Genomic DNA, 25,380 nt, shown 5'->3' with positions numbered 1-25,380 from the left:
AATTCAGGCATGTTGATTTGCGTCAACGACGCTTGAGTGCAACTCTGGAAGCCTAAGGCCATCGGGATCATCACAAATGATTTGGCGGTTACCTCATGCGCAACGACTTTCATACCGGTCTAATCGATTTAAGCGCTGAGTTCCTGGTGTTCAGGCGCCTGAAGGAGGCCTGCCATGGATAACGGTCAGGAGTGTACCAGCGGACTGTCGTCTACCGCATGCGATGTCGGTGCGGTTCCCGCCGAAGAGATCGCAGCGATCTGCCAGACCTTCGGCAACGACAAGCACCGGATGCTGGACATCCTGCGGGCAGTCCAGGACCGTTACCACTGCATTTCACCCTCCACGATGGACAGTGTCGCGGCCGAGACCGGTCTCACCCGTATCCAGGTGGAAGGTGTTGCGAGTTTCTATTCGTTCCTCTCCCTGACGCCTAAGGGCCGCGTCACCATCCGTCTGTGCGACGACATCGTCGACCGCTATGCGGGACTGGCGGAGGTCGTGGCCGTCTTCGAGGAGGTGCTCGGCATTCGCATGGGCGAGACATCCGCCGACAGGGCTTTCTCGCTGGAATACACGCCCTGTATCGGCATGTGCGACCAGGCCCCCGCCGCGATGATAAACGACGTGGTTCTGACCCGGCTGACGGTCGATACGGCCCGCGCGGCGGCCGAGGCTCTGAAAGCGGGCCGGACGCCGGACCATCTGATCAGCGAGCGCTATGCCGAACTCACGCCGCACGAGCGCGCGACCCGGATGGTCGACAACAATATCCGCCACGCCGGTGAGGTGCTGCTCGGACCGGTGCCGGAAGACGCAGGTCTGGACAAAGCCGCCGCGATGATGCCGTCGCTGATTATCGCCGCTATCGAGGAGAGCGGCTTGCGCGGCTGCGGCGGCGCGGGGTTCACGACCGGACACAAGTGGCGCTTTGCTGCTGCGGAAAGGGCCGAGAAACGCTTTATCCTGTGCAATGCGGACGAAGGCGAGCCCGGAACGTTCAAGGACAGGGTGCTTCTGACCGAGAGGCCGCATCTCCTGATCGAGGGGATGACGATCGCCGCCAGGGCCGTCGGGGCCAACGAGGGCATACTTTATCTGCGCGGCGAGTATGTCTATCTGCGCGAACTGCTTGAACAGGTGCTGGAGGACCGCCGCCGCCGGGGACTTCTCGGCAAGGGCATCCACGGCATTCGAAACTTCGATTTCGACGTCCGCCTGCAACTCGGGGCGGGTGCCTATATCTGTGGCGAGGAAGGCGCGCTGATCAGTTCCTGCGAGGGGCTGCCGGGCGAGCCGAAGACCCGTCCACCTTTCCCGGTCAACCGCGGTTATCTCGGTCATCCGACGGTGGTCAACAACGTCGAGACCTTCTGTCATGCGGCGCGCATTCTGGACAGGGGCGCGACCTGGTTCCACGCCATGGGCACGGAAGGTTCTCACGGCACCAAGCTGTTCTCCATCTGCGGCGACTGCCTCAATCCCGGCATCTACGAGCTTCCCTATGGCCACACCGTCCGGGAGATCCTGGAGATGGCCGGCGGGCAGGATGCGGCGGCTGTCCAGGTCGGCGGTCCGAGCGGCACGATGATTGCCCGCGACAGCTTTCACCGCAAACTGACTTTCGACGATCTGGCGACAGGCGGCGCGATCATCGTCTTTAACGGCGAACGCAACATTCTTGAGATCGTCGAATATTACATGTCCTTCTTCGTGCATGAAAGCTGCGGCTACTGTACGCCCTGCCGGGTCGGCAACGTGTTCCTGCAGAAGGCGATCGGCAAGTTCCGCAAGGGTCTCGCGAACCCGGAGGACATCGATTATCTGAAGGAACTTTCCGGCACGATCATCGAAACGAGCCGTTGCGGCCTGGGCATGACATCGCCCAACCCGATCCTTTCGACCCTGCAGAATTTCCCGCTGGTCTATTCGGCTGTGACCAAGCCGAACAAGGACCGCATTCGCGATACGTTCGACATCCAGTCGGCCATCGATGGCGCGCGCAAGATTGCCAAGCGCCGCTCCTACATTTTCGACAGGGATTTCACGCAATGAGCGGCACGAAGAAAGAGACCGGCTTCACCTTCACAATCGACGGGGTCGAGATTACCGCCTATGCCGGTGAAACCATTATGGAAGCCGCCGACGAAGCCGGGGTCTACATCCCGCGTCTGTGTGACCACGAAGGCCTCCGCCATCAGGGCAGCTGCCGCGTATGTACGGTCAAGGCGGGCGGGCGCAGTGTGGCCGCCTGCACGCAGCCCGCGGCCCCCGGACAGGCGGTGGAAAACGAAAGCCCGCATCTGACCAAGATGCGCCGGGACCTGGTGGAGATGCTGTTCCACGAAGGCAATCATCTGTGCCCGATTTGTGAGGCGAGCGGCAATTGCGAATTGCAGGCGATGGCCTACCGGCTCGACATGACCGAGACGACAAGGTTTCCCTATCTGGAGCCCTGCCGGGCGCTCGATGCCTCGCATCCGGACATCGCCCTCGACACCAATCGCTGCATCAGTTGCGGGCGCTGCATCCGCGCGTCGGAGGATGTCGATGGCAAGGGTGTCTTCGGCTATGTCGGGCGTGGCATTCATCGGCGCGTGGCGGTGAACGGCGAAAATCTCGCCGATACGGATGCGCAGGTGACGGATCATGCGATTTCGTCCGAGGTCTGTCCGGTCGGCTGCATCATCCGCAAGCGGGTCGGTTTCGTGACGCCCATCGGCGAACGGGAATTCGACAAGGGCCTGATCGGTCATGAAATCGAGGCGAGGCGCAAATGAGCGATCTTCCCAAGGCACGCATCGCAACCGCATCTCTGGCCGGCTGTTTTGGCTGCCACATGGCGATCCTCGATATCGACGAGCGCCTGATCGATCTGATGCAGCTGGTTGATGTCGACCGTTCGCCGCTGACGGACAAGAAACGCTTCACCACGCGCTGCGACATCGGCATCATCGAAGGCGGCTGCTGCAACGAGGAGAACGTGCATGTGCTGCATGACTTCCGACGCAATTGCGACGTGCTGATCGCCCTCGGGCAATGCGCGATCATGGGAGGGCTGCCGGCCATGCGCAACGCGATCATGCATTCGGACGCCCCGCTCCGGGAGTGCCTGGAGGAAGCCTATATCACCGGCAAATATATTCGCAACACGACCCACAACGTGCCCAACGATCCGGCGCTGCCGTTGCTGCTGGATGAAGTCTATCCGTGTTCGGAAGTGGTGGAGATCGATTATCAGATCCCCGGCTGCGCACCGGGCGGCGACATCATTTTCGACACGCTCTCCAAGCTGCTGACCGGAAAATTCCGTGGCTTCGAGCGTGAAATGATCAAATTCGACTGAGGCGCAAGGCTGACATGAGCGAACCCAGACTGATCGAGATCTCGCCGGTCACCCGCGTGGAGGGCCACGGCAAGGTGACCATTCACCTCGACGAGAACAACCAGGTCGACGAGGCGCGGCTGCATATCGTCGAGTTCCGCGGTTTTGAACGGTTCATCCGGGGACGCCTGATGTGGGAGGTGCCGGTCATCGTGCAGCGGCTTTGCGGCATCTGTCCGGTGAGCCACCATCTGGCGGCGGCCAAGGCGATGGACATGATCGCCGGTGTCGATCAGCTCACCCCGACGGCGGAAAAGATGCGCCGGCTGATGCATTACGGCCAGGTGATGCAGTCGCACGTGCTGCATTTCTTTCATCTGGCCGCTCCGGACCTGTTGTTCGGTTTCGGTGCGCCAGCGGAAAAGCGCAACATCTTCGAGGTGATCAAGGAAAAGCCGGAGCTCGGAAAGCGCGCAATTCTGATGCGCAAATACGGTCAGGAAATCATCGAGGCGACAGCCGGCAAGAAAGTGCACGGCACCGGTGCCATTCCCGGCGGCATCAACCGCAATCTGCCTGTCGAGCGCCGCGACCACTTCCTCGGGTCGATAGATGAAATGACCGAATGGGCGCAGGATGCGGTGAAACTCGCCCGCGACTACACGCTGGAGCACGAGGACCTGGTGGCCGAATTCGGCTCCTTTCCCTCCAACTACATGTCTCTGGTACGGGAAAGCGATGGCGCGCTGGATCTTTATCACGGCACTCTACGGGCGCTCAGTTCCACCGGAGAGATGCTTTTTGATCAGGTGCCCTACAGCAGATATCACGAGCTGATCGTGGAGGATGTGCGCTCCTGGTCCTACATGAAGTTCCCTTTCATCGGGGATATAGGGCCGGACGACGGCTGGTACCGGGTCGGGCCGCTGGCGCGTATGAACACGGCGAGTTTCATCGACACGCCGCTGGCGGACGCCGCGCTCAAGGAGCTGAAGGCGGTGACCTGTGGCACACCGAACAATTCGACGCTCGCCAATCACTGGGCGCGCATGATTGAGGTGCTGCATTGCGTGGAGAAGATGCGCGAGCTTCTGCACGATCCCGATCTTCAGGGCACCGACCTGATCGCCACGGGCGATCGGCGTGAAGAGGGCATCGGCGTGATCGAGGCGCCGCGCGGAAATCTCATTCATCATTACAAGGTCGATGAGCACGACCAGGTCACCTACTGCAACCTGATCGTCTCCACGACCCATAACAACGAGGGCATGAACCGGGCGGTGAAGGATGTCGCGATCAAGCACCTGTCCGGCAAGGAGCAGATCACCGAAGGCATGCTCAACCATGTCGAGGTGGCGATCCGCGCCTACGACCCGTGCCTGTCCTGCGCCACCCACGCCCTCGGCCAGATGCCGCTGCAGGTGGAGCTGTTCAACGCGGAAGGCGGTCTGCTCGACAGCCGGACGCAGTGTGTTTGATGTGATCAAATGTCGAACAACATGACAGTCTCTCAATTCGTCATCCCGGACGCAGAAAAGCGGAGATCCGGGACCGGTGAGCCGGTGGCTAGGGAGCATGTCAGACAGGTTCTTGGCTCCCCGGTCACGGCTCGCGCTGCGTTTGGCCGGGATGACGATGGAGATTATTTTCATGTGGTGAGCTTCCCGCTGCCAAAGCTGAGGAAAATGACATGCTTCTGATCGGTTACGGCAATCCGGGGCGCGGGGATGACGGGCTTGGACCGGCGTTTTCGGAAGGCATGGCTGCGCGCGGTCTGCCGGGACTGGATGTGGATACCGATTACCAGCTTGTCGCCGAGCATGCGCTGACGGTTTCCGGCCACGATCTGGTGGTGTTCGCCGATGCCGAAATCAACGGCGAGAAAGCGTTCTCCTTCAGGGAAGTGTCGCCCGGCGCTCCGGAGGTTCTGGGCAGTCACAGTCTGGTCCCGGAAACAGTTCTTGCCCTTTGCGAGACGCTGTACGGCGCCTCTCCCCGCGCCTTTGTGCTCGGCATTTCCGGCTATGACTATGGTGAGGTGAAAGAGGGGCTCTCGGACAAGGCAGCGGCCAATCTCGCCGAAGCCGAGATGTTTTTCCTGAGCTGGCTGTCGGAAACCGTTCCATTGGAGGCGGCTGCCCATGCATGAAATGTCGCTCTGCGAGAGCATTCTTGACATCCTGAAGGATCAGGCGGCCGTTGACCACTTCAGCCGGGTCAAACGCGTTCGCGTCGATATCGGCCCGCTCTCCTGCGTGGAGCCGGAAGCGCTGCAGTTCGGCTTCGACGTTGTCATGAAGGGCTCTTTGGCGGAAGGGGCGGTGCTGGAGATTGCGCGTCCGCCTGCCGAAGCTCTGTGTCTGTCCTGTTTCAAGACCGTCCCGGTGAAAGAGCGGTTCGATACCTGCGCTGAGTGCGGCTCGGAAGCCCTGCAGGTCGTGAGCGGGGAAGACCTGAAAATCCGGGAACTGGAGGTGGTGTGATGTGTACGGTTTGCGGTTGCGGTACCAGTCATGTGCACGGGCACAAGCATGATGATGATCCCGATCATGATCATGGGACCGGTCATGTTCACTTCGGTGAAGGCGATACCGGGCTCTCGGTGCCGGGCATGAGCCAATCGCGCCTGATCCGGCTGGAAGCAGACATTCTCGGCAAGAACGATGCTCATGCCGACCGGAACAGGACACTGCTTGCTGAAAAAACCGTTCTGGCGCTCAACCTGGTGTCCAGTCCGGGGTCAGGAAAGACGACGCTTCTGGTGGAAACTCTGAAGCGGCTTGCGGGCAAAACGCCGGCTGCCGTCATCGAAGGGGATCAGCAGACCTCCAACGATGCCGACCGCATCCGTGAAACGGGCGCGCCGGCCATCCAGATCAACACCGGCAAGGGCTGTCATCTCGATGCGCATATGGTTGGTCATGCCCTCGAAAAGCTGCCGCTTGAACCGGGAGGCATCCTTTTCATCGAGAATGTCGGCAATCTGGTCTGCCCGGCCGGTTTCGATCTCGGCGAAGCCTTCAAGGTGGTGATCCTGTCGGTGACCGAAGGCGAGGACAAACCGCTGAAATATCCCGATATCTTTGCCAAGGCCGACGTGATGATCCTCAACAAGACCGATCTTCTGCCGCATGTCGATTTCTGCGTCGGCGCGGCGGTGGCCAATGCGAAACGGGTCAACAGCGGTATCAGGGTGTTGCAGGTTTCGGCGCGGACAGGCGAGGGGTTTGACGGCTGGATGAGCTGGCTGGAAGACGTGCGCACCGTGCACGCGGCAAATCCGGCCCCGCTGGCCGCGGAATAGGAGATCCCGCTCATGTGCCTTGCCATACCCGCAATTGTGGTTTCCGTCGAGGCTGACGACATGGCGACCGTCGCCCTGGAAGGGATCAGGAAACCGGTCTCCACGGCTCTGCTCGAAGACGTGGCCGTCGGAGATTATGTTCTCGTCCACGTCGGCTTTGCATTGCACAAGCTCAGTGTGGAGGAGGCGGAGCGCACGCTTCAGCTGATGGCTGAAACCGGCGTTCTGGCGGAGGAACTCGCGGAGATGGCCGGGGAGGCGGGCGCATGAAGTATATTCGAGAATTCCGCGACGGTGGGCTCGCCCGCAAGCTCGCTGCGGCCATTGCCAGGGAAGCGGATCCGGACCGGCATTACAACCTGATGGAATTCTGCGGCGGGCATACCCACGCCATCTTCCGCTACGGTGTGCAGGATCTGGTTCCCGCGAATGTCGAATATGTTCATGGTCCAGGTTGCCCGGTCTGCGTGCTGCCTGTCCGCCGCCTGGACGATGCGGTTGAGCTTGCGCTGAAAGAAGGCGTGATCCTGACCACTTACGGCGACATGATGCGTGTGCCGGGCACAAAGCAGAAAAGCCTGATCCGGGCGAGGGCAGAAGGCGCAGACATCCGCATGGTCTATTCCACGCAGGATGCGCTCAATGTGGCGCGGGACAATCCTGACCGGCAGGTTGTTTTCTTCGCCATAGGTTTCGAGACCACCACCCCGCCGACGGCCGTTGCCATCCTGCAGGCGCAGGCGGAAGGCCTGACGAACTTCACCGTCTTCTGCAACCATGTGCTGACCCCGCCCGCCATCGCGCATATCGTCAACGCACCGTCCGAGCCCGGTGAAAAACCGGTGCGGATCGACGGGTTTCTCGGGCCCTCCCATGTCAGCTCGGTCATCGGCTGGGCGCCCTATGAACCAGCTGCGCGGGATTTCGAAAAGCCTGTGGTGATCGCCGGTTTCGAGCCGCTTGACGTTATGCAGTCGACCCTGATGCTGATCCGCCAGATCAACGAGGGGCGCCACGTGGTGGAAAACCAGTACACCAGGGTCGTCACGCGTGAGGGAAACCGCAAGGCGCAAAGCCTCGTCGCTCAGGTGCTGGAGCTGCGCAAGACGTTTGAATGGCGCGGCCTTGGCTATGTTTCCGACAGTGCCTTGAGGATCCGTGACGCCTATGCCGCGTTCGACGCTGAAAAACGCTTTACCGTCAGCCCGAAGGACTCCCGGGAGGTCAAATCCTGTGAATGTCCGGCGATCCTGCGTGGGGTAAAAAAGCCGACGGAGTGCAAGCTGTTCGGAACGGTCTGCACACCGGACAATCCGATGGGCGCCTGCATGGTGTCCTCGGAGGGCGCCTGTGCCGCCTACTGGACCTATGGACGTAAACGCGGGGCTGCGCTTCCGGCAAGGGGAGCCGCTGCATGAACAGCGTGGACGCTTCGCCGAAATACCGCACCGGTGCTGTCGACATGACCCATGGCGGCGGCGGCCGCGCAATGGCGGAGCTGATCGAAGACCTGTTCCACCGCCACCTCAAGAACCCGATCCTCGATCAGCGGCACGATGCGGCGGTCTTCGATGTGCCGCCTGGACGGCTGGTGATGTCCACCGATGCGCATGTGATCTCGCCGCTGTTCTTTCCCGGTGGCGACATCGGCTCGCTGTCGGTGCACGGTACCTTGAACGATATTGCCATGGCGGGTGCGCGTCCGCTGTCTCTGACCGCGAGCTTTATTCTGGAGGAAGGCTTTCCGCTGGCCGATCTGGAACGGATTGTCATGTCCATGGCCCGGGCCGCGCGGGAGGCCGGTGTTCCGGTTGTCTCCGGCGATACAAAGGTGGTGGAAAAGGGCAAGGGCGACGGTGTCTTCATCACCACCGCCGGTGTGGGCGTCCTGCCGGACGGCGTGTCGATCTCGCCGGCCGCCGCACGGCCGGGTCAGGTCGTGCTGCTGTCGGGCTCCATCGGCGACCACGGCGTTGCGATCCTGTCCAAACGGGAAAACCTGGAGTTCGAAACGGAAATCCTTTCCGACAGTGCGGCGCTGCACGGCCTCGTCGCCGACATGATCGCCGCCGTTCCCGGCATTGCCGTCCTGCGCGACCCGACGCGTGGCGGTCTGGCCACCGCGCTCAATGAAATCGCCCATGCTTCCGGAGTTGGCGTGATGCTTGAGGAAGATGCCATTCCGGTCGGTCCCGACGTGGAGGGCGCCTGCGAATTGCTTGGGCTCGATCCGCTCTATGTCGCCAACGAAGGCAAGCTGATCTGTATCTGCGAGGCCGCCGACGCCGACCTTCTGCTGGAGATCATGCGCGCCCATCCGCTTGGAAGGCTGTCGGAGAAGGTCGGGGAGATTGTCGAGGATGCCGACAGGATGGTGGTGATGCAGACCGGCTTCGGCGGATCGCGCGTCGTCGACTGGCTGTCGGGCGAACAGCTGCCGCGGATCTGTTGAGGGTGCGGGACAGGTGATGATTTTGGAAATATATTTCCATGCCGTCATGCCGTTTGGTTGCCATGAACACCGGCCTGAGTTGTTTCAAGGTCCCGGCATGGATTGCAGGATCATGTCCTGCAATGACGGAGCGGCAGTGACGCCTCACCCCTGAAGTTTGCATGGGACCAATCGACGCTGCTGACGGCACCGGTATAAGAAGCTGTAGTGTTTGCAGCGTCGGAACGACCCGGGGACGCTAACCGCCCTTGACCTTCAGCTTGCCGCTGTCCTTGCCGTTTTCGCTGTCGTTGGTCCAGGTGATGCGCAGGTCGAGGCGGGACTGATCGTCCTCGGAGGTGGCTGTGACGCGCAGGTTCATCAGGCCCCTGGGCTCAAGGGTGATCTCGCCGGTATCGTCGCCGAACTGCAATTCACCCTTGGCGATGCCGCGCTTGATCGCGTCGAGCAGTTTCTGGATGGACTTCTTGTCCTGCAGGGACTGGTGCCGGAAGCGGCCTTTTCGTTCCATCATTGCGACAGCCCGTGCTGCTGGAGAAACCGTGCCGGGTTGAACCATTTGGCGTGCGGGTAGTCGCGGCTGATGCCGAGGATATTACCGTCGGGATAAATGATCGTCGCTCCGCTGCCGATGCCTTCCAGACCCTCGGCGCTTCTTGAATGCCGGTCAAGGGTGATGTCCGCTTCCAGGTGCAGCAGGCCGTGTCTGGACGTCAGCTCCTGGCCGTTGTGCCGGTTGACGTGCCCCTGAACGAGAAGCTTGATGCCTGCGAGATGCAGTTCCTCCACGCCGGTTTCCGTCAGCGGGTGATCCACGTCCCGGTACTTGGTGCGCATCAGGTTCGCGAGGGTGCCCGAATAGAACACGAACGGGTCTTTCCGGCTTTCCTTCCTGAAGCGCCGGTTGACATGGGCGGGGCCTTTCCTGGAAATCTGCGCGGCCATGTGATCGTCGATACCTGCATGCACGAAGAGCAGCGAGCCGCTCTGATGGACCGCTTTCATGCTGCGATAAAACCAGGCGTAGTGACCTGAAGGCTCGACGAACAGCTGCCTGCATTTCAGCGCCGCAGCATAAAGCTGGCGGATGGTGAGGCCGCAGTCGGCGGCATGGTCGGCGAATTTCTCCGCCTTCCTTTTCAGACGCCGCATTTCCTTGTCGATGGCTGCCTTGTTCATGTATGGGGCAGCCTCCCTCGGGAACTGCTTTGTCCATTTCTTTCCGGGTACCATCAGATCCAGGCAGGCCGTCTCGTCGGGGATGTCTTCCATCGCAGTCTCGGCATCCACATGACGCTCGAATACTTCCCTGAGGAGCGGCATGACCTTCTTGCCCATGCGCACAAACATGTGGGCGCTGAGAGAATTGCGCTTCACGGTCAGCGCTTCGTGGCCGAGAAACAGCCGCAAGTCGTGATTGCCGGCCAGCAGAACCACGTCCGCACCGGATTTCATCAGTCTGGCGAGGCTGTCGAGCAGGTCGAGGTTGCTCGGGCCCTTGTCGAGACAATCGCCGCCGATGACGATCTGGCAGCTTCGGCCGAAGGGCGTGAGGGTGAAATCGCTCAGGCCGTCACTCCCACGCGGGATTACCTTCGCGGCGACGAGGGAGCGCAGCAGACTTTCGGCATCCGCATGCAGATCGGAAATGAAGACCACCGGCTTGTCCGGCCAGTCCCACTGGCCGAGCGCATTGGTCCTGGCAAGGCTGGCGGCAACATCCGGCGCGGAGGTGCCCGGCAGCGGGCTGTCGCCGTGCCCGTTCAGCGGCCAGACAATGCAGCTTTCCGGAATGCCGAGATCGGCGTCACGGGCGATCCGCGAAAGAAGCGGAGTTGGATGCGTCATGATTGTCGCTCCTTAGTCTCAGTCCACTGCGGTTTCGGAAATGCGGCGCTGTTTCCAGGCGCCGCAGTGATGTGACCAGCTGCCGTCCGCACCGGTTTTCAGAACCAACGGCCTTGCGTGGTGCATGCTCAACTGCCGGATCTCCTCGAACACCAGAACCCCCAGATGATGGGCAGCGTGGCGCATGGCCGCGCCGTGGCCGACAAAGATCTGCGCATTCGCACCGGGATGCCGTTCATCGAGCCTGCCGAGCTGTTCCTTCACAAAGGCGGCAACCCGTTCTCCCGCCTCCATCAGGCTTTCCGCTCCCTGGACCGGCAGCCTATAGTGGCTGTCCGACTTCCAGTCGCCGGGCGGCGGCGCATGACGGGGATCGTCGGCAAGAACCTGTTCGATTTCGGCGACTGTCAGATTGGCCAAGGCACCAACGCTGCGCTCTGCGAGCGCTTCGTGTTCGCTCACGGCAAGGGGCAATCCGGTTGCTTCTGAAAACGACTGGCACATCAGGGCCGCCGTCTGCCATGCGCGCTGTTGTCTTGAGGAGAAGACTTCCGGGGCGATCTGCCAGCCTTCGTCTTCGGCCAGTCGTGCGAGTGCGTTACCGGCTTCCAGGGCCTGCGCCTTTCCGGCATCCGTCAGGCCATGGGGCTGCAGGGCGCTCGGCGTCTCCGGCTTCTGGCGGTAGTCGCCGTGACGCAGCAAGATGGCGTAGCGGGTGGTCATGTGGAACTTCCCAGCAAGAGCGCACCTTCGTCGAACAGGGCATCGAAATCGATTTGTCCGGAGACCTCCCAGACTTGAATGCCGGCAAGGGCATGCAGATAGGCCGCCGTGTCGACCGGTGACCGGTTGCACCAGAAGGACCCGTCCGGCAACTGGTAGAACGGCCCGGGGCTCTTCATGATCGCGGAGAGAAGATCCGCGCGATCCTTCAGGTCCACCTTCTTCACGCTGGTCGCCTCATCGCTGTCGTGCGACCAGTTCAGCACCCAGAAATCGGTCAGCCCGGTTTCATGGGCGATGCGACCGGGCCCGTAGATATCCTCGATGAAGAGGTCGTATTTTTCTTCAACGTGCCAGAGTTCGTCCGGTTCCATGTTGCGCAGTTCTTCCTCGCGCTCCTCGTCGATGAGGCCGGTAAGGCGGGCATTTGTGACGATCGTGCCGGGATTGATGCGCGGCAGTTTCGGGATGCCGAGCGCATCTGTGCGGTTGCCCGAGTTGCGAACCAGCAGGCGGTCGTTGGTGACATATTGCGTGCCGGCGATCTCCATCAGCCGCAACATGGTCGTGGATTTGCCACCACCGGACAGCCCGGAAATGGCGAGGCCCTTGTGCGCCGTGCGAACCGCTGCGGCGTGGCAGACAGCCCAGCCTTCTCTTTGAAAATGATTGAGGATCTGGGTGTTGATGAAGTTGATCACCTGGTTCGGGTTGGTCTCGGTCGGACCGAAGGCAATTGCCCATTCCGTCGCCTGCAAGAAGTTGACACCGGTGCGCACTTTCGAAACGAGGCGACCGTTTTCAAGGTCGCAGACGGCGTCCTTGCGCCCCGTGGTCTTGCCGGGGTCCCGCGTCCAGTCTGTGTAGTCCACCATGAACGGCAACTCGGCCGGACCTAGAACATGGACGGTCATGTCCGGCTTGCAGGGCACGGAGATCACGTGCTGAAAGTAGCGCAGCAGTTCAGCCAGCAGCGTTTCCGAGACACAGCGGACTTCGACGACAAACCCGCCGACAGTCAGACAAACCGGGTCGCATGCACTGGTCGCCCGCACGGGGGTAAGCGCATCGACAATATCCTGAACGCCGATCCTGTTCATGGCGAAACCTTTGCAATTGCATAGTCGGCATAGAGCGATGCGGCATCGATGGACGCGCCCTCGAGCGCCCCCTTGAAACCGCCGAAGGCCGAGACCTCGAATATGACCGGGCCCTCATCGGTCAGCCCCACGTCCACGGTCGTGAAATCCAGATCGAATGGCGCCTGCGCGCGGCGGGCCAGATCGATCAGGTCGCCGTCCGGTTCGAACGGCTCGTATTTGCCGCCGTGCAGGATCGTGGTGTTCCAGCTGCCGGTCTGCGCCACCCGGGCATAGGTCCCCAGATACTCCCCGCCCAGAAACACCATGCCGAGATCGCGTCCGGACAACCTGACCTTCTTCTGCAGATAGATTACCGGGTTTTCGTCCTGAAATTCGGTTATCCGCTGCCGGAGGAGGCCTTCGCCCTCGTCGGCGTCCATAACGAGCATGCCGCGGGCCTTGGTGGAGAAGAGCGGCTTGAATACGGCGCTGCCGAAGCGTTGGAGAGCGGCGAGAGCCTCGTCGACATTTTCGGTCACGCAGGTCGCCGGCATCGCAATGCCTGCATTGGCAAGGGTGACCGTGCAGCTCAGCCGGTTGACCAGACCCAGGATCGACCGGGTCCTTGAAAAGATCCTGACACCGCAGGCCTCGGCGACCCGCAGCATCTCGAGGTGGTCCAGCGTTGCCGGGCTGTAGTCCTGGCTGATCTTCTTGATGACGAGACCGTCGAGCTCGCAAAGGTTCCGGCCGCCGGCGAAAAGCGTCCGGTTTTCAAGATCGAGGACGGCATCTGCCATGTCGACCACGCAACGGAACCCGGTTCGTGCCTCCAGCGCGTCCGCCAGAACCTCGGTAGACCATTTCCCGGGAATGCCGACGACGCCGATTTTCAGATCAGTCAACAAAGATCTCCTTCATCTGAAGCCGGAATTTGGCTTCTTCTCCGGGCGGGCAGGCGAGCGCCTGTTCGATCAGGTAGCGTGCCCGCAGCCACATGCGCCGGGCGTGGGACTTGTCGAAAATGAAACGGGTGGAACTCGCGAACGAGCGGGCCAGTCCGAGGGCCAGCCGGTATTCGAATGTCTCGTCGCTCTGCTTGCGCGCGAAGGCCCGCGCCGACTTGAAGAATGACTGGGAGACAATCATGATCCTGCGTCTGGTTTCCGGATCGAGCACCTGGAGACGATAGTTCGACACCATGAAGACCGACACGTCCTGCACATAGTCCATGTATCGGGAGCGGTGAAGGTCGATGAAATGGATGCGGTTTTCACCCGGGTCGAAGATGATGTTGTCGACGTTGAAATCTCCGTGGATATAGACGGAGAACGGCGCCGACATCTTCGCCTCGCGTGCAGCGGCTTCCGCGATAAGTGCGTCGAAGGAGGGGAGGACCTCGCCTGAAAAGCGGATCGCGGTATCCTTGAATTCCGGATGCACCCGGCGCACCGACCCCAGCCGTCTGGAGAGTTGCTGCATGCTGCCCAGTTCGGCCGGCTCGCCGGTCCTCGTCTGTTTCCAGATGTCCTTCAAGGTGGCAGCAAGGCAGGCAAGCGCGGTTTCGCAGAGCGTATCGGATTCATTGAGCACGATATGCTCGAAAGTCAGGCCGGGCAGGTGTTCGATCAGGAGCGCTGCGGACTGATCGCGTTTCCGGTAGGAGAGGATCTTCGGGGCAAGGCCGGGATAGATCGAATGCCAGCTCTTCACGCCCTGGCGCTCCTCCTTGACCTTGCTTTTTTCCCCTTCCTTGAAGACGGCGGCGACGGTTTCCGTCTTGCTGTGCCTGATCGCCGAGATGGAACCGCCCGAGCGGGTTTCGGCGATGGTCTCGATCTTCATGTCGTCGCCATTGCCTTCCAGGTCCGACATCAGACTTTGAAGGGCGAAATAGCGTTCGAAATTGACCGCCTGACCGATGTTCGCAGAAATCACCGCTTCACTGATGGCCTTCAGGGTTTCGCCCATGCGCTGGAAGTTGCTGGCAACCAGCAGGCTGTTGGCAATGTCTGCCGGCAGGACATCGGGATTGCGCATTTCCCTTGTGTAGATCTTGAAGAGCTTCCGGTAGTCGGCCTCGATCTTGTCCTGCAACTGACCAATGCCGATGGCCCGCTCGCTGTCATTCCTGAAAAAGGCCTCCTCGATCCGGGCGACCCCCTGGCGCACCCGTTGTACGATCGCCGGATAGCGCGCGGGGACAAGCGTCTCGAAGGTTTCGATCCGTTCGACATGACACAGGGACTGGCGTGCCAGATTGGCGAGGCGCTGCAGATCGGTCGCGATGAACTCCAGGCTGCGCAGGGTCAGATGGGCGCGATTGTCCTTGCCAGCTTCAGTCATCCGCCGGACACAGGCTGCGTGAATGCGGGTTTTCAGGTTATGCGCGTAACCGGCCCGGTCCATGATCCGGCGCGCGGTCGCCGCTGTCGGTTCGGCAAAGAAAGCTTCCAGCTGACCCAGCTGGCCATCGATCTCCGCGCACAGAAAATGGAGGTTTTCCCGGATGCTCTTCGGTAAATCAGTCATTGTGGGGTCCGAGATAAACTTCGAGCTCCCGCGTACAGCTAGCTGAAAACAGTTTTGTGACACAGACCGGATGAAGTTGTTGACTGTGTGAGGCCGTAATCCCGCTTGTACCGGTCTGGCGAGGGGCCGGATGGAGTTTTTTCGGAACCGGCAACATGCCACCGCGAAGGAGGAACGCGCGCGGGGTGGAGCGTATGAGGTGGCGGAATCCGGGGAAGGGATGGTTTTGTCTCAGAATTGCTCTTGGCTCCATTCCCGGGGTCATGTGACCCAGAAAGCGCTCCGATGACCGGTGCGCCCGGCCTTCAAGTATAGATGAGTCTCCCATGCCCGGCCAATCAATCGGCCGCCGGGGATCGGCCTGCAACAGACACCGTCGGTCGATTGAAGCCGACAGGCGCCGTACCTTAGTTGCTGTCCCGGACTTGAGCCGGAACCTTTTCCATCAGGCGTGGCCGTCAGGTCCCGGCTCAAGGCCGGGACGGCGGAATTACAGTTTGAGGCTGCAATGGTGGAAATGGTTGTCGCAAGACCCGCCGCCGGGGCCTGCCGGTCCTCAGATATCCGGCCCTGTTCGCCGGCCTTCGGTTGACGGGTCGATTTCGTTGCGGAGCTTTTCGAGGGCACGCATGCGTTCCTGAGCGCGCTCCTGGTTCTCGCGGGTGACACCTGCAATCAGAACTTCGGCAATTGCCATGAGCGCGAGGGAGGAGTCCCACGGGGAGGGCACGGCAACGCGGGCGGGCAGGACATAGCTTGCGATCCGGCCGACCGGCGACATCCAGCTGTCGGTCACGAGCGCCACTGTGGCACCCTGTTTGGCGGCGGCTTCTGCGAATTGGATGATCTCGGCCTGGTATCGGCGGATGTCGAACACCACGACGACGTCCTTCGGGCCGATGCCGATGAGCTGGTCCAGCCAGTTGCCCTGCTGGCCGGCGACATGGTTGACGTTGGAGCGTACGATCCTCAGATGCGCGGCCGTGTAACGGGCCAGACCGTCGGTGAAGCGGCCGCCGATCAGATGAATGGTCTTGCGTTCGTCCGACAGCAGCCGGACAAGACCCTCCAGTTCGCCCTTGGGAAGATGGGCGAAGGTCTCGCGCACATTTTCCACAAGCTGGCCGACATGCGGGTCGCCGTCCCCGTCATCGGCCATGTGTGCGCTTCTTGCCAGTGGCGAATTGAGCTGGTTTTCCAGCTCGCCGCGCAGCTTTTTCTGGAACTCCGCGAAGCCCGGATATCCCAGTCTGCCGATGAAGCGCAGGATGGTCGGGGAACTGACCCCCGCCGTTTCGGCGAACTGTGCGACCGTGCCCAGGCCCTGCATCGGATAGTTCGCCAGAAGCGCGTGAGCGGCCTTCTTTTCCGTCGCCGTGAATTCCTCCAGACGGTCACGGATTTCTTCCAGAAGCGGGCGTTCCATGGCGGCGGGCTTTCCAAGGTACGGACATGCAGTCGAAATCGACCGGATGTCCGAGGTTGATCGATTTCAGAATTTCTGCGGCGTCGAATTTCATTTGACAGCAGCTGTAATCTACGTATCAAATATTACAGAACTTGGCTTCACCGGCAATACTGTAATAAATGTTACAAACCTGCCGACGTTGATTTTTCAGGGAGTTTGGTATGGGAGCGCGCCCCCAGGCGGACGGCATGTCCCCCGCTGTCACAGTGGAAAATGCGGAGGGAACCGGTCCCTTCGTGTTCGTCTGTGACCATGCTTCCAACTTTCTGCCGTCGCCATACGATCAGTCTCTCGGCATCACGCAGGCAGACAAGACCGCTCATATCGCCTGGGACCCCGGCGCGCTCGGCGTGGCCATGGGATTGTCGCGCGCGCTTGATGCGCCGCTGGTTCAAAGCACGGTCTCCCGTCTGATCATCGACTGTAACCGGGAAGAGACCCGGCCCGACCTGATCCCCTGCCTCAGTGAAAACACACAGATCGCGGGCAACAGGGACCTGCCGGCATCCGAGATAGAGTTTCGGCTGAACCTGGCGCACCGACCGTTTCACAAGGCTATCGACAAGGTCATCAATCAGCGTCTCAATCGTGGGCTGCCGACCGCCGTTGTGTCGATCCATACCTTCACGCCGGTCTACAAGGGCCACGCCAGACCCTGGGAGATCGGACTGATTTCCGATGTGGACCGCAGTCTTGCAGATCCCGTTATTCGCGAACTGAGGGCGAGGGGCGATCTGACCGTCGGCGACAACGAACCCTATGCGCCTTCCGATGGCGTCTATTACACCATCCGCCGTCACGGCGAGGACCGGAAGCTGCCGTGCCTGATGATCGAGATCCGCAACGATGAAGTGAAGACGGCGGAAGAAGAGATCCGCTGGTCTGACATGCTGGCGCCGATGCTTGCACATTCGGTCGAGGCAACTCTCGACGGCGCAAGGGGGAGTGCCCATGCTTAAGGCCGCGCGCTGCTACATTCATGTGGTCGACGGCTTTAACAGGGGCCTTGGCAAGATCATCATGTGGGGCATCTTCGTGATGGCCGGCATCCTGCTCTGGTCGTCCATTTCCAAGACGTTCTTCAATCCTTCGCTGTGGACGCTGGAAGTCGCGCAGTTCGCCATGGTCACCTATTACGTTCTCGGCGGTCCCTATTCGGTCCAGCTTGGCTCCAACGTGCGCATGGACCTGTTCTATGCGGAGTGGAGCGTGAAGAAAAAGGCCTGGTTCGACGCTTTCACCGTGCTGCTGCTGATGTTCTATCTCGGGGTCCTGCTGTACGGCGCATTGAATTCGACCGCCTATTCGCTCGGGTATTTCGGTAAGGAACCCTTCGCGTTCTATTGGGATCTCATCACCGCGTTCGTCACCGGCGGTCCGGAAGCGGCCGGCGAAAAACTCGGGTATATCGAACGCAGTCCGACCGCCTGGCGGCCGTATCTGTGGCCGGTCAAATTCGTCATGGTTTTCGGTTTCTTCCTGATGCTGCTGCAGGCGCTTTCGGAGTTCCTGAAGGATGTCGTCGTGCTTCGGGGAGAAACGGTCTGATGTCCTACGAGATGATCGCCATTCTCATGTTCTCGTCGATGATGCTGATGCTCCTGACAGGGCAGCGCGTCTTCGGCGCCATCGGCGGTATCGCGGCCATCGCGGCCCTGGCCCTCTGGGGCACCGGCGGCGGCGACATTCCGTTTTCGGCCGCGATGAAGCTGATGAAGTGGTATCCGCTGCTGACCCTGCCGATGTTCATCTTCATGGGCTATATCCTGTCGGAAACGAAGATCGCCGACGATCTCTACAGGATGTTCCATGTCTGGATGGGGCCGGTAAACGGCGGACTGGCAATCGGCACGATCCTGCTGATGGTGCTGATCTCCGCCATGAACGGGCTTTCGGTGGCCGGTATGGCGATCGGCGCAACCATCGCACTGCCCGAACTGTTGAAACGAAAATACGACAAGCGCATGGTCACGGGGGTGATCCAGGCCGGGTCGTCCCTGGGCATACTTGTGCCACCCTCCGTGGTGCTGGTGCTTTACGCTATGATCGCGCGGGCGCCCGTCGGTCAGCTCTGGCTAGCAGGTGTGGTGCCCGGCCTGATGATGGCGGCGATGTTCATCGTCTATATCGCCGTTCGCTGCAAGATGAACCCCGAACTGGGGCCGGCGCTGAGCGAGGAGGAGCGCGAGTCCTCGAGCGGCGAAAAATACCACCTTCTTCTGGCCGGCATCCTGCCGATCGCAATCTTCGCGACCATGATGGTGCCCTTCGTCAACGGCTGGACGAGCCTGGTGGAGAGTTCCGCCATCGGCGCGCTGACCGCACTGCTGGCCGCCGTTATCAAACGGCGCATGACCCTGGACATCCTGATCCGGTGCATGAAGAACACGCTCGGCATTTCCTGCATGTTCATGTGGATCATCCTGGCGGCGCTCGGCTTCGGCGCGGTGTTTGACGGGCTGGGCGCGGTCAAGGCCATCGAGAGCCTGTTCACCGAGCAGCTCGGTCTGTCACCTTGGATGATCCTCATCCTGATGCAGCTGTCCTTCCTGGTGATGGGCACCTTTCTTGACGATACGGCCATGCTGGTGATCGTCGCGCCGCTCTATGTACCGCTGGTGGCGACGCTCGATCTGGGCATGCCCGCGGGCGACGTGCTGATCTGGTACGGCGTGCTCTACACGATCACGACGCAGATCGCCTACATGACGCCGCCATTCGGTTACAATCTCTTCTTGATGCGGGCGATGGCGCCTCCGAGCATTTCCATGCGCGACATCTACGGCTCGATCACGCCGTTCGTGCTGGTGATGATCCTGGCGCTGGTGCTGGTGATGACCTTTCCGCAAATCGCGCTCTGGTTGCCTGACATGATCTACGGCAAATAGGTTCGATATGGGGGACAATAAAAACAACATCCGGAGAAAACGGAGTTGAAGGGCAGCCGGATCTGAGCCGGGAACCGGCCGGGTTGCCAGAATTTTTGAATGACACAAGGGGAACTCAATATGACCAACAGACGTGATTTTCTCAAAAAAGCCGGTGTCGGCACTGTTGCCGCCGCAGGTGCCACCACTCTCGCGGCTCCGGCCGTCCATGGCCAGTCGCCGATCAAATGGCGCCTGCAGACCTACGCGGGCCCGGCTCTTGCCGAGCATGTGATCAAGCCGCATATCGATGCCTTCAACAAGGCGGCGAACGGCGAGATGGTAATCGAGCTTTATACCGCCGATCAGCTGGTTCCGACCGGTGAACTGTTCCGCGCAATGCAGCAGGGCACCATCGACGCGGTGCAGTCCGACGACGACAGCATGGCGTCTCCGACCGAAGTCACCGTCTTCGGCGGCTACTTCCCGTTCGCCTCCCGCTACTCCCTCGACGTGCCGGTGCTGTTCAACCAGTACGGCCTGAAGGAGATCTGGGAAGAGGAATACGCCAAGGTCGGCGTCAAGCACATCTCCGCCGGTTCGTGGGATCCGTGCCACTTCGCCACCAAGGACCCGATCCGCTCGCTGAAGGATCTGGAAGGCAAGCGCGTCTTCACCTTCCCGACCGCCGGCCGTTTCATGAGCCAGTTCGGTGTCGTGCCCGTCACGCTGCCATGGGAAGACATCGAGGTTGCGGTTCAGACCGGCGAGCTCGACGGTATTGCCTGGTCCGGCATCACCGAGGATTACACCGTCGGCTGGGCGGATGTGACCAACTACTTCCTGACCAACAACATCTCGGGCGCATGGGCGGGCTCGTTCTTCGCCAATCAGGAACGCTGGAACGAACTTCCCGATCACCTGAAGACCATGCTGCAGCTCGCCATGGACGCGTCGCATTATTATCGTCAGTGGTGGTACTGGGGCGGCGAAGCCAACCTGCGCGTCAACGGCACCAAGATGGAACTGACCACCATTCCGGATGCCGAGTGGGAAACGGTCGAAGCTGCCGCGATGGCCTTCTGGGACGAGATCGCTGCAGAGTCGCCGGTCAAGGCGAAGGTCGTGGAGATCTTCAAGCAGTACAATCAGGACATGCAGAAGGCTGGACGGCCTTACCGCTACAGCTGATAACGGCCCGGGTATGCCGTCCCCCACAGGACGGCATACCCGCACTTACCGATCCGGAGTTCAATGCTCCGGATCGGATTTTCCGGATTATAACGATACAAGACCCGCTCAACACGGACTTAAGAAATGCCAGGCAACCTGACCTTCGATGCGTTGAAATCCCTCGTCTCCTCGGGCGAAATCGACACGGTGCTGACCTGCATCGTCGACATGCAGGGGCGGCTGATGGGCAAGCGGTTTCATGCCCGGCATTTCGTCGACAGCGCATATAACGAGACCCATTGCTGCAACTACCTGCTGGCCACCGATCTGGAGATGTACACGGTCGAAGGCTATGCCGCGACAAGCTGGTCGGGCGGCTATGGCGACTACGTCATGAAACCGGATCTTGCCACCCTGCGGATGGTGCCGTGGCTGGAAGGAACGGCCATGGTGATCTGCGACGTGCAGGACCACCATACGCACGCCGACGTGCCGCATTCCCCGCGGGCGATGCTCAAGGCGCAGGTTGCCCGCATGGACGCGCTCGGCCTGACGCCGGTCATGGCAACCGAACTGGAGTTCTTCCTGTTCGAGAAAAGCCTGGAAGACATGCGCAAGGGCGGCTTCCGCGATCTGGAGCCGATCTCCGGTTACAACGAGGATTACCATATCCTGCAGACCACCAAGGAAGAGGACGTCATGCGCCCGGTGCGCAATTGTCTCTTCGACGCGGGTATCCCGGTGGAGAACACCAAGGGCGAGGCGGAGGCGGGCCAGGAAGAGCTCAACATCAAATACGCGCCGGCTCTAGACACGGCCGAATATCACACCATCGCCAAGCATGCGGTCAAGGAAATCGCCTGGGCCAAGGGCCGCTCCGCGTCCTTCCTGGCAAAGTGGCGGCATGACAAGGTCGGGTCTTCCTCGCATGTGCACCAGTCGCTGTTCGACAAGGACGGCAACAACGTCTTTTGCGACGCCAAGGGCGAATACGGCATGTCGGAGACGATGCGCCACTATGTTGCCGGGCTGATCAAATACGCGCCCGACTACACCTATTTCCTGGCGCCCTACATCAACAGCTACAAGCGGTTCCAGAAAGGCACATTCGCGCCGACGAAGACCATCTGGTCGATCGACAATCGTACGGCGGGCTTCCGCCTGTGCGGGGAAGGTACGAAGGCCCTCAGGATCGAATGCCGCATTGGCGGGTCGGATCTCAATCCCTATCTTGCGCTTGCCGTCCAGATTGCGGCCGGGCTCAAGGGGATTGAAGAAAAACTTCCGCTCGATCCGCCGGCGACCGGGGATGTCTATGAGGCTCGGCGCGCGAAGGAAATTCCGCAGAGCTTGCGAGAGGCACGCGAGACTTTGCGCAAATCGAAATTCCTGCGCGAAACCTTTTCCGATCAGGTGATCGATCACTATGCGCGCGCCGCTGAATGGGAAATCGAGGAATTCGACCGGGCGGTCACGGATTATGAAATTGCGCGCGGCTTCGAGCGGGCGTAAGGGGAGAATTGCGGCGCGGAAAGCCTTGCAGGCCCCTTGCCGGGTGGCAACGATCGCGCGCTTTCTCACGACGATGTTCGGGTTCTGGAACCACACTAAACGAAATGCGCTTCATGAGGCGCGATAGAGGTCTTCAAAATGTCTGATGTGATCAAGCTGATCTCGCCGGTTGACGGATCGGTCTATGCGGAACGGCCTGCCCTCGATGGGGCTGCGGTCGAAAAGGTGGTTTCGGCGGCACGCACGGCGCAGCCCGGTTGGGCGGCTCTGCCGATTGCGGAACGGGTCGCCTATTGTGAAAAGGCGCTCGAGGCACTGAAGTCCATGAACGACGAGGTCGTTCAGGAACTGGCCTGGCAGATGGGTCGTCCGACCCGTTACGGTGGTGAGCTCGGCGGAACGATCGAGCGCACGGAATATTGCGCACGCACCGCTGCAGAAGCACTAGCTGATATCGAACGCACCGACAAGCCGGGCTTCAAGCGCTATCTGAAGCGCGTGCCACTGGGCATCGTCATGGTGATCGCACCCTGGAACTATCCGTTCATGACGGCGATCAACACAATCATGCCGGCGCTGATGGCGGGCAACGTGATCGTTCTCAAACATGCCGCGCAGACGCTTCTTGTCGGCGAACGTCTCGCCAAGGCGTTCGAGATGGCAGGTTTGCCGAAGGGCGTCTTCCAGAATATTGTCCTGACCCACGCCGGCACAGAAAAGCTGCTTGGCTCGGGCGTGATCGACCATGTCAATTTCACCGGCTCCGTCGGCGGCGGCCGCGCAATCGAAAAGGCCCTGGCCGGTACTTTCGCAACGCTCGGGCTGGAGCTCGGCGGCAAGGATCCGGCCTATGTACGCGCGGATGCCGATCTCGACTATGCGATCGGCAACCTGGTGGACGGGGCCTTCTTCAATTCCGGCCAGTGCTGCTGCGGCATCGAGCGCGTCTATGTGCACGAAAGCCTCTACGATCGCTTCGTCGACGGTTTCGTCGATCTGACCAGTCAGTACAAACTGGGCAACCCGCTGGACGAAGCCACGACGCTCGGCCCCATGGCCCAGACGCGCTTTGCCGACTGGGTGCGCGAGCAGACCCAGGAAGCCCTGCGCAAGGGCGCGAAGGCACATATCGACACGTCGAAATTTGCCGAAAACAGGGAAGGAACGCCTTACCTCGCGCCGCAGGTGCTGACGAATGTCAATCACCAGATGTCTGTGATGCGCGAGGAAAGCTTCGGTCCGGTGGTCGGCATCATGAAGGTCAGGGACGACGAGGAAGCCCTGCAGCTCATGAACGACAGTCCTTATGGTCTGACCGCATCGATCTGGACAGAGGATGTCAATGCTGCTGCTCAGATCGGCGACAGGGCCGAGACCGGCACGGTCTTCATGAATCGCTGCGACTATCTCGATCCGGCTCTGGTGTGGACCGGTGTCAAGGATACCGGAAAAGGCGCCGCCCTGTCGGAGATCGGCTTCCACAATCTGACCCGGCCGAAATCTTTCCACTTCCGCGTGGAGCATTGAGGGGAAGGCTATCACGACTGGGCAAACTCTGTTCAGTGAGGGCGATTGTTGCTGGGCATTCGGGCTTGCTCCTTTCTCCCCCCTTGAGGGGGAGATGTCTCCGTCAGGAGACAGAGGGGGGGGACAGCCTTCCGGCACAACGAGATCTGGAATATGACGCACCGCCGCTGCCCCCCTCTGTCCGTTTCACGGACATCTCCCCCTCAAGGGGGGAGAGGGGGTGTTTGCCGGAACGCGGTGCAGAAAACTGACGAATTGACTGGGAAAGGCCCAGTTCTGCTTACAAACGTTCAACCCACGAGACACACATGAGCGCACTTCCTTCCGTCAACTGGTCCTACCCCACCTCCGTCCGTTTCGGCGCCGGCCGCATCAGGGAACTGCCCGACGCAGTCAAGGCCGCAGGCATGGCCAATCCGCTGCTGGTCACCGATCCGGGGCTTGCCGCCCTGCCGATGGTCGCCGAGGCGATTGCGAGCCTTGAAGCAGCGGGCCTCAAGGCCGCGGTCTTTTCAGACGTCAAACCGAACCCGGTCGACAGCAATATTTCCGCCGGGGTCGCGGCCTACAAGGCCGGTGGCCATGATGGTGTGATTGCGTTTGGCGGTGGCTCGGGGCTCGATGCGGGCAAGCTGATTGCCTTCATGTCCGGGCAGAGCCGGCCGATCTGGGATTTCGAGGATATTGGCGACTGGTGGTCCCGGGCCGATCCGGCCGGTATCGCGCCGATCGTCGCGGTGCCGACAACGGCGGGCACCGGGTCGGAAGTCGGAAGGGCAGGCGTCGTCACCAACGAGGCGACCCACACCAAGAAGGTGATCTTTCATCCGAAGATGCTGCCGGCCACCGTCATCTGCGACCCGGAACTGACGGTCGGCATGCCGCGCTTCATCACCGTCGGTACGGGTATGGACGCTCTGGCCCACTGCCTGGAGGCCTATTCCGCACCGATGTATCACCCGATGTCCGAGGGCATCGCGCTGGAAGGCATCCGGCTGGTTCTGGAAAACCTTCCGAAGGTTGTTGCCGACGGCGCTGACCTGGAAGCGCGGGGCCACCTGATGAGTGCGGCCGCCATGGGCGCGGTCGCCTTCCAGAAGGGCCTGGGTGCGATCCATTCGCTGTCGCACCCGGTCGGTGCGCTCTATGACACCCATCACGGCATGACCAACGCTGTGTTCATGCCCTATGTGCTGCAGTTCAACCGTCCGGCCATCGAGCAGAAGTTCGAGCGGCTTGCCGGGTTTCTCGGAATTGCGGGTGGTTACCAGGGTGTTCTGGAGACCGTCCTGAAACTGCGCGAGGACCTCGGTGTGCCGCATACGCTGGCCGGTCTCAAGGTGGACGACAGCAAACGTGACCTGATAGCCGAGATGGCCATTGTCGACCCGACTGCCGGCGGCAACCCGGTTCCGCTGACAAAGGATGGCGCGCTGGAAATCTTCGACAAGGCGCAAAGCGGCACGGTCTGATTACCGCACCAGGTGCTCAAGAACAGTCCCGGCCAGGTATTGCCTGAGCCGGGATTTTTTTGGCTGTGACTGCAGGACGGGCGCGGGGTGCTTGA

General features: G+C 60.9%; 24 protein-coding genes. 17 read left to right on the top strand and 7 right to left on the bottom strand.

Translation table 11 applies throughout. The features are described 5' to 3' along the window. Positions 1-174: 174 nt before the first annotated feature. The 10 genes from Q1B40_RS14745 to hypE all read left to right on the top strand — a co-directional run bounded on the left by Q1B40_RS14745 (position 175) and on the right by hypE (position 9,081). Positions 175-2,055, top strand: coding sequence for an NAD(P)H-dependent oxidoreductase subunit E (locus Q1B40_RS14745; RefSeq protein ID WP_299816046.1), 1,881 nt, complete (start codon positions 175-177; stop codon positions 2,053-2,055). After that, positions 2,052-2,780: a 2Fe-2S iron-sulfur cluster-binding protein gene (locus tag Q1B40_RS14740; protein WP_299816044.1), complete on the top strand. Its 729-nt coding sequence runs from the start codon at positions 2,052-2,054 to the stop codon at positions 2,778-2,780. Before Q1B40_RS14745 ends, Q1B40_RS14740 begins: the two co-directional genes overlap by 4 nt. Continuing rightward, entirely contained in the window at positions 2,777-3,346 is a 570-nt protein-coding gene (locus tag Q1B40_RS14735) for an NADP oxidoreductase (protein WP_299816042.1), read from the top strand. Before Q1B40_RS14740 ends, Q1B40_RS14735 begins: the two co-directional genes overlap by 4 nt. A gap of 14 nt (positions 3,347-3,360) precedes the next feature. Further along, entirely contained in the window at positions 3,361-4,803 is a 1,443-nt protein-coding gene (locus Q1B40_RS14730) for a Ni/Fe hydrogenase subunit alpha (RefSeq protein ID WP_299816040.1), read from the top strand. A gap of 212 nt (positions 4,804-5,015) precedes the next feature. Then, positions 5,016-5,474, top strand: a complete 459-nt coding sequence (locus Q1B40_RS14725) for a hydrogenase maturation protease (RefSeq protein WP_299816038.1) — start codon at positions 5,016-5,018, stop codon at positions 5,472-5,474. Next, positions 5,467-5,808, top strand: coding sequence for a hydrogenase maturation nickel metallochaperone HypA (hypA, locus tag Q1B40_RS14720; RefSeq protein ID WP_299816036.1), 342 nt, complete (start codon positions 5,467-5,469; stop codon positions 5,806-5,808). The genes Q1B40_RS14725 and hypA overlap by 8 nt, the downstream gene beginning before the upstream one ends. Then, positions 5,808-6,629, top strand: a complete 822-nt coding sequence (hypB, locus tag Q1B40_RS14715) for a hydrogenase nickel incorporation protein HypB (RefSeq protein WP_299816034.1) — start codon at positions 5,808-5,810, stop codon at positions 6,627-6,629. Before hypA ends, hypB begins: the two co-directional genes overlap by 1 nt. 12 nt (positions 6,630-6,641) lie before the next feature. Continuing rightward, positions 6,642-6,899 carry a HypC/HybG/HupF family hydrogenase formation chaperone gene (locus tag Q1B40_RS14710; protein WP_299816033.1) on the top strand — a complete coding sequence of 86 codons (258 nt, stop codon included), beginning with the start codon at positions 6,642-6,644 and terminating at the stop codon, positions 6,897-6,899. Further along, entirely contained in the window at positions 6,896-8,047 is a 1,152-nt protein-coding gene (gene hypD, locus Q1B40_RS14705; protein ID WP_299816031.1) for a hydrogenase formation protein HypD, read from the top strand. The genes Q1B40_RS14710 and hypD overlap by 4 nt, the downstream gene beginning before the upstream one ends. Further along, positions 8,044-9,081, top strand: a complete 1,038-nt coding sequence (gene hypE, locus Q1B40_RS14700) for a hydrogenase expression/formation protein HypE (protein ID WP_299816029.1) — start codon at positions 8,044-8,046, stop codon at positions 9,079-9,081. Before hypD ends, hypE begins: the two co-directional genes overlap by 4 nt. 238 nt (positions 9,082-9,319) lie before the next feature. Here hypE and Q1B40_RS14695 read toward each other — a convergent pair whose 3' ends face one another. The 7 genes from Q1B40_RS14695 to Q1B40_RS14665 all read right to left on the bottom strand — a co-directional run bounded on the left by Q1B40_RS14695 (position 9,320) and on the right by Q1B40_RS14665 (position 16,692). Further along, positions 9,320-9,595: an amphi-Trp domain-containing protein gene (locus Q1B40_RS14695; RefSeq protein ID WP_299816027.1), complete on the bottom strand. Its 276-nt coding sequence runs from the start codon at positions 9,593-9,595 to the stop codon at positions 9,320-9,322. Next, positions 9,592-10,929 carry a metallophosphoesterase gene (locus tag Q1B40_RS14690; RefSeq protein ID WP_299816025.1) on the bottom strand — a complete coding sequence of 446 codons (1,338 nt, stop codon included), beginning with the start codon at positions 10,927-10,929 and terminating at the stop codon, positions 9,592-9,594. Before Q1B40_RS14690 ends, Q1B40_RS14695 begins: the two co-directional genes overlap by 4 nt. Before the next feature lie 18 nt (positions 10,930-10,947). Then, positions 10,948-11,652 (bottom strand): histidine phosphatase family protein, encoded by a 705-nt coding sequence (locus Q1B40_RS14685; protein WP_299816023.1) that lies wholly within the window; start codon positions 11,650-11,652, stop codon positions 10,948-10,950. Beyond that, positions 11,649-12,752 (bottom strand): HprK-related kinase B, encoded by a 1,104-nt coding sequence (locus tag Q1B40_RS14680; protein ID WP_299816022.1) that lies wholly within the window; start codon positions 12,750-12,752, stop codon positions 11,649-11,651. The genes Q1B40_RS14685 and Q1B40_RS14680 overlap by 4 nt, the downstream gene beginning before the upstream one ends. Beyond that, positions 12,749-13,639 carry a GAK system ATP-grasp enzyme gene (locus tag Q1B40_RS14675; protein WP_299816021.1) on the bottom strand — a complete coding sequence of 297 codons (891 nt, stop codon included), beginning with the start codon at positions 13,637-13,639 and terminating at the stop codon, positions 12,749-12,751. The genes Q1B40_RS14680 and Q1B40_RS14675 overlap by 4 nt, the downstream gene beginning before the upstream one ends. Continuing rightward, on the bottom strand, positions 13,632-15,266 hold the full coding sequence (locus Q1B40_RS14670; protein ID WP_299816019.1) for a phosphotransferase: 1,635 nt from the start codon (positions 15,264-15,266) through the stop codon (positions 13,632-13,634). Before Q1B40_RS14670 ends, Q1B40_RS14675 begins: the two co-directional genes overlap by 8 nt. A 556-nt stretch (positions 15,267-15,822) precedes the next feature. Further along, entirely contained in the window at positions 15,823-16,692 is an 870-nt protein-coding gene (locus Q1B40_RS14665) for a MurR/RpiR family transcriptional regulator (RefSeq protein WP_299816017.1), read from the bottom strand. Positions 16,693-16,895: 203 nt separating this feature from the next. Here Q1B40_RS14665 and Q1B40_RS14660 point away from each other — a divergent pair, with 203 nt between their 5' ends. From Q1B40_RS14660 to Q1B40_RS14630, 7 genes are all read left to right on the top strand, one after another. After that, positions 16,896-17,693 carry an N-formylglutamate amidohydrolase gene (locus tag Q1B40_RS14660; RefSeq protein ID WP_299816015.1) on the top strand — a complete coding sequence of 266 codons (798 nt, stop codon included), beginning with the start codon at positions 16,896-16,898 and terminating at the stop codon, positions 17,691-17,693. Next, entirely contained in the window at positions 17,686-18,282 is a 597-nt protein-coding gene (locus Q1B40_RS14655; protein WP_299816013.1) for a TRAP transporter small permease subunit, read from the top strand. Before Q1B40_RS14660 ends, Q1B40_RS14655 begins: the two co-directional genes overlap by 8 nt. Next, complete coding sequence (locus Q1B40_RS14650; protein WP_299816011.1) at positions 18,282-19,622, top strand: TRAP transporter large permease subunit; 1,341 nt, start codon at positions 18,282-18,284, stop codon at positions 19,620-19,622. The genes Q1B40_RS14655 and Q1B40_RS14650 overlap by 1 nt, the downstream gene beginning before the upstream one ends. A 120-nt stretch (positions 19,623-19,742) precedes the next feature. Then, positions 19,743-20,792: a TRAP transporter substrate-binding protein gene (locus Q1B40_RS14645; RefSeq protein WP_299816009.1), complete on the top strand. Its 1,050-nt coding sequence runs from the start codon at positions 19,743-19,745 to the stop codon at positions 20,790-20,792. Positions 20,793-20,918: 126 nt separating this feature from the next. Beyond that, positions 20,919-22,286 (top strand): glutamine synthetase family protein, encoded by a 1,368-nt coding sequence (locus Q1B40_RS14640; RefSeq protein WP_299816007.1) that lies wholly within the window; start codon positions 20,919-20,921, stop codon positions 22,284-22,286. A 138-nt stretch (positions 22,287-22,424) separates the two neighbouring features. Then, a complete protein-coding gene (locus Q1B40_RS14635) occupies positions 22,425-23,813 on the top strand; it encodes an aldehyde dehydrogenase family protein (protein WP_299816005.1) in 1,389 nt (462 codons plus the stop codon). A gap of 308 nt (positions 23,814-24,121) precedes the next feature. After that, positions 24,122-25,285 carry an iron-containing alcohol dehydrogenase gene (locus tag Q1B40_RS14630; RefSeq protein WP_299816003.1) on the top strand — a complete coding sequence of 388 codons (1,164 nt, stop codon included), beginning with the start codon at positions 24,122-24,124 and terminating at the stop codon, positions 25,283-25,285. Positions 25,286-25,380: the final 95 nt, after the last annotated feature.

The organism is uncultured Roseibium sp., assembly GCF_947496995.1.
GTDB lineage: Bacteria > Pseudomonadota > Alphaproteobacteria > Rhizobiales > Stappiaceae > Roseibium.
Note: the sequence above shows the minus strand (reverse complement) of the source record. Positions and strands in the feature narration are given on the sequence as shown.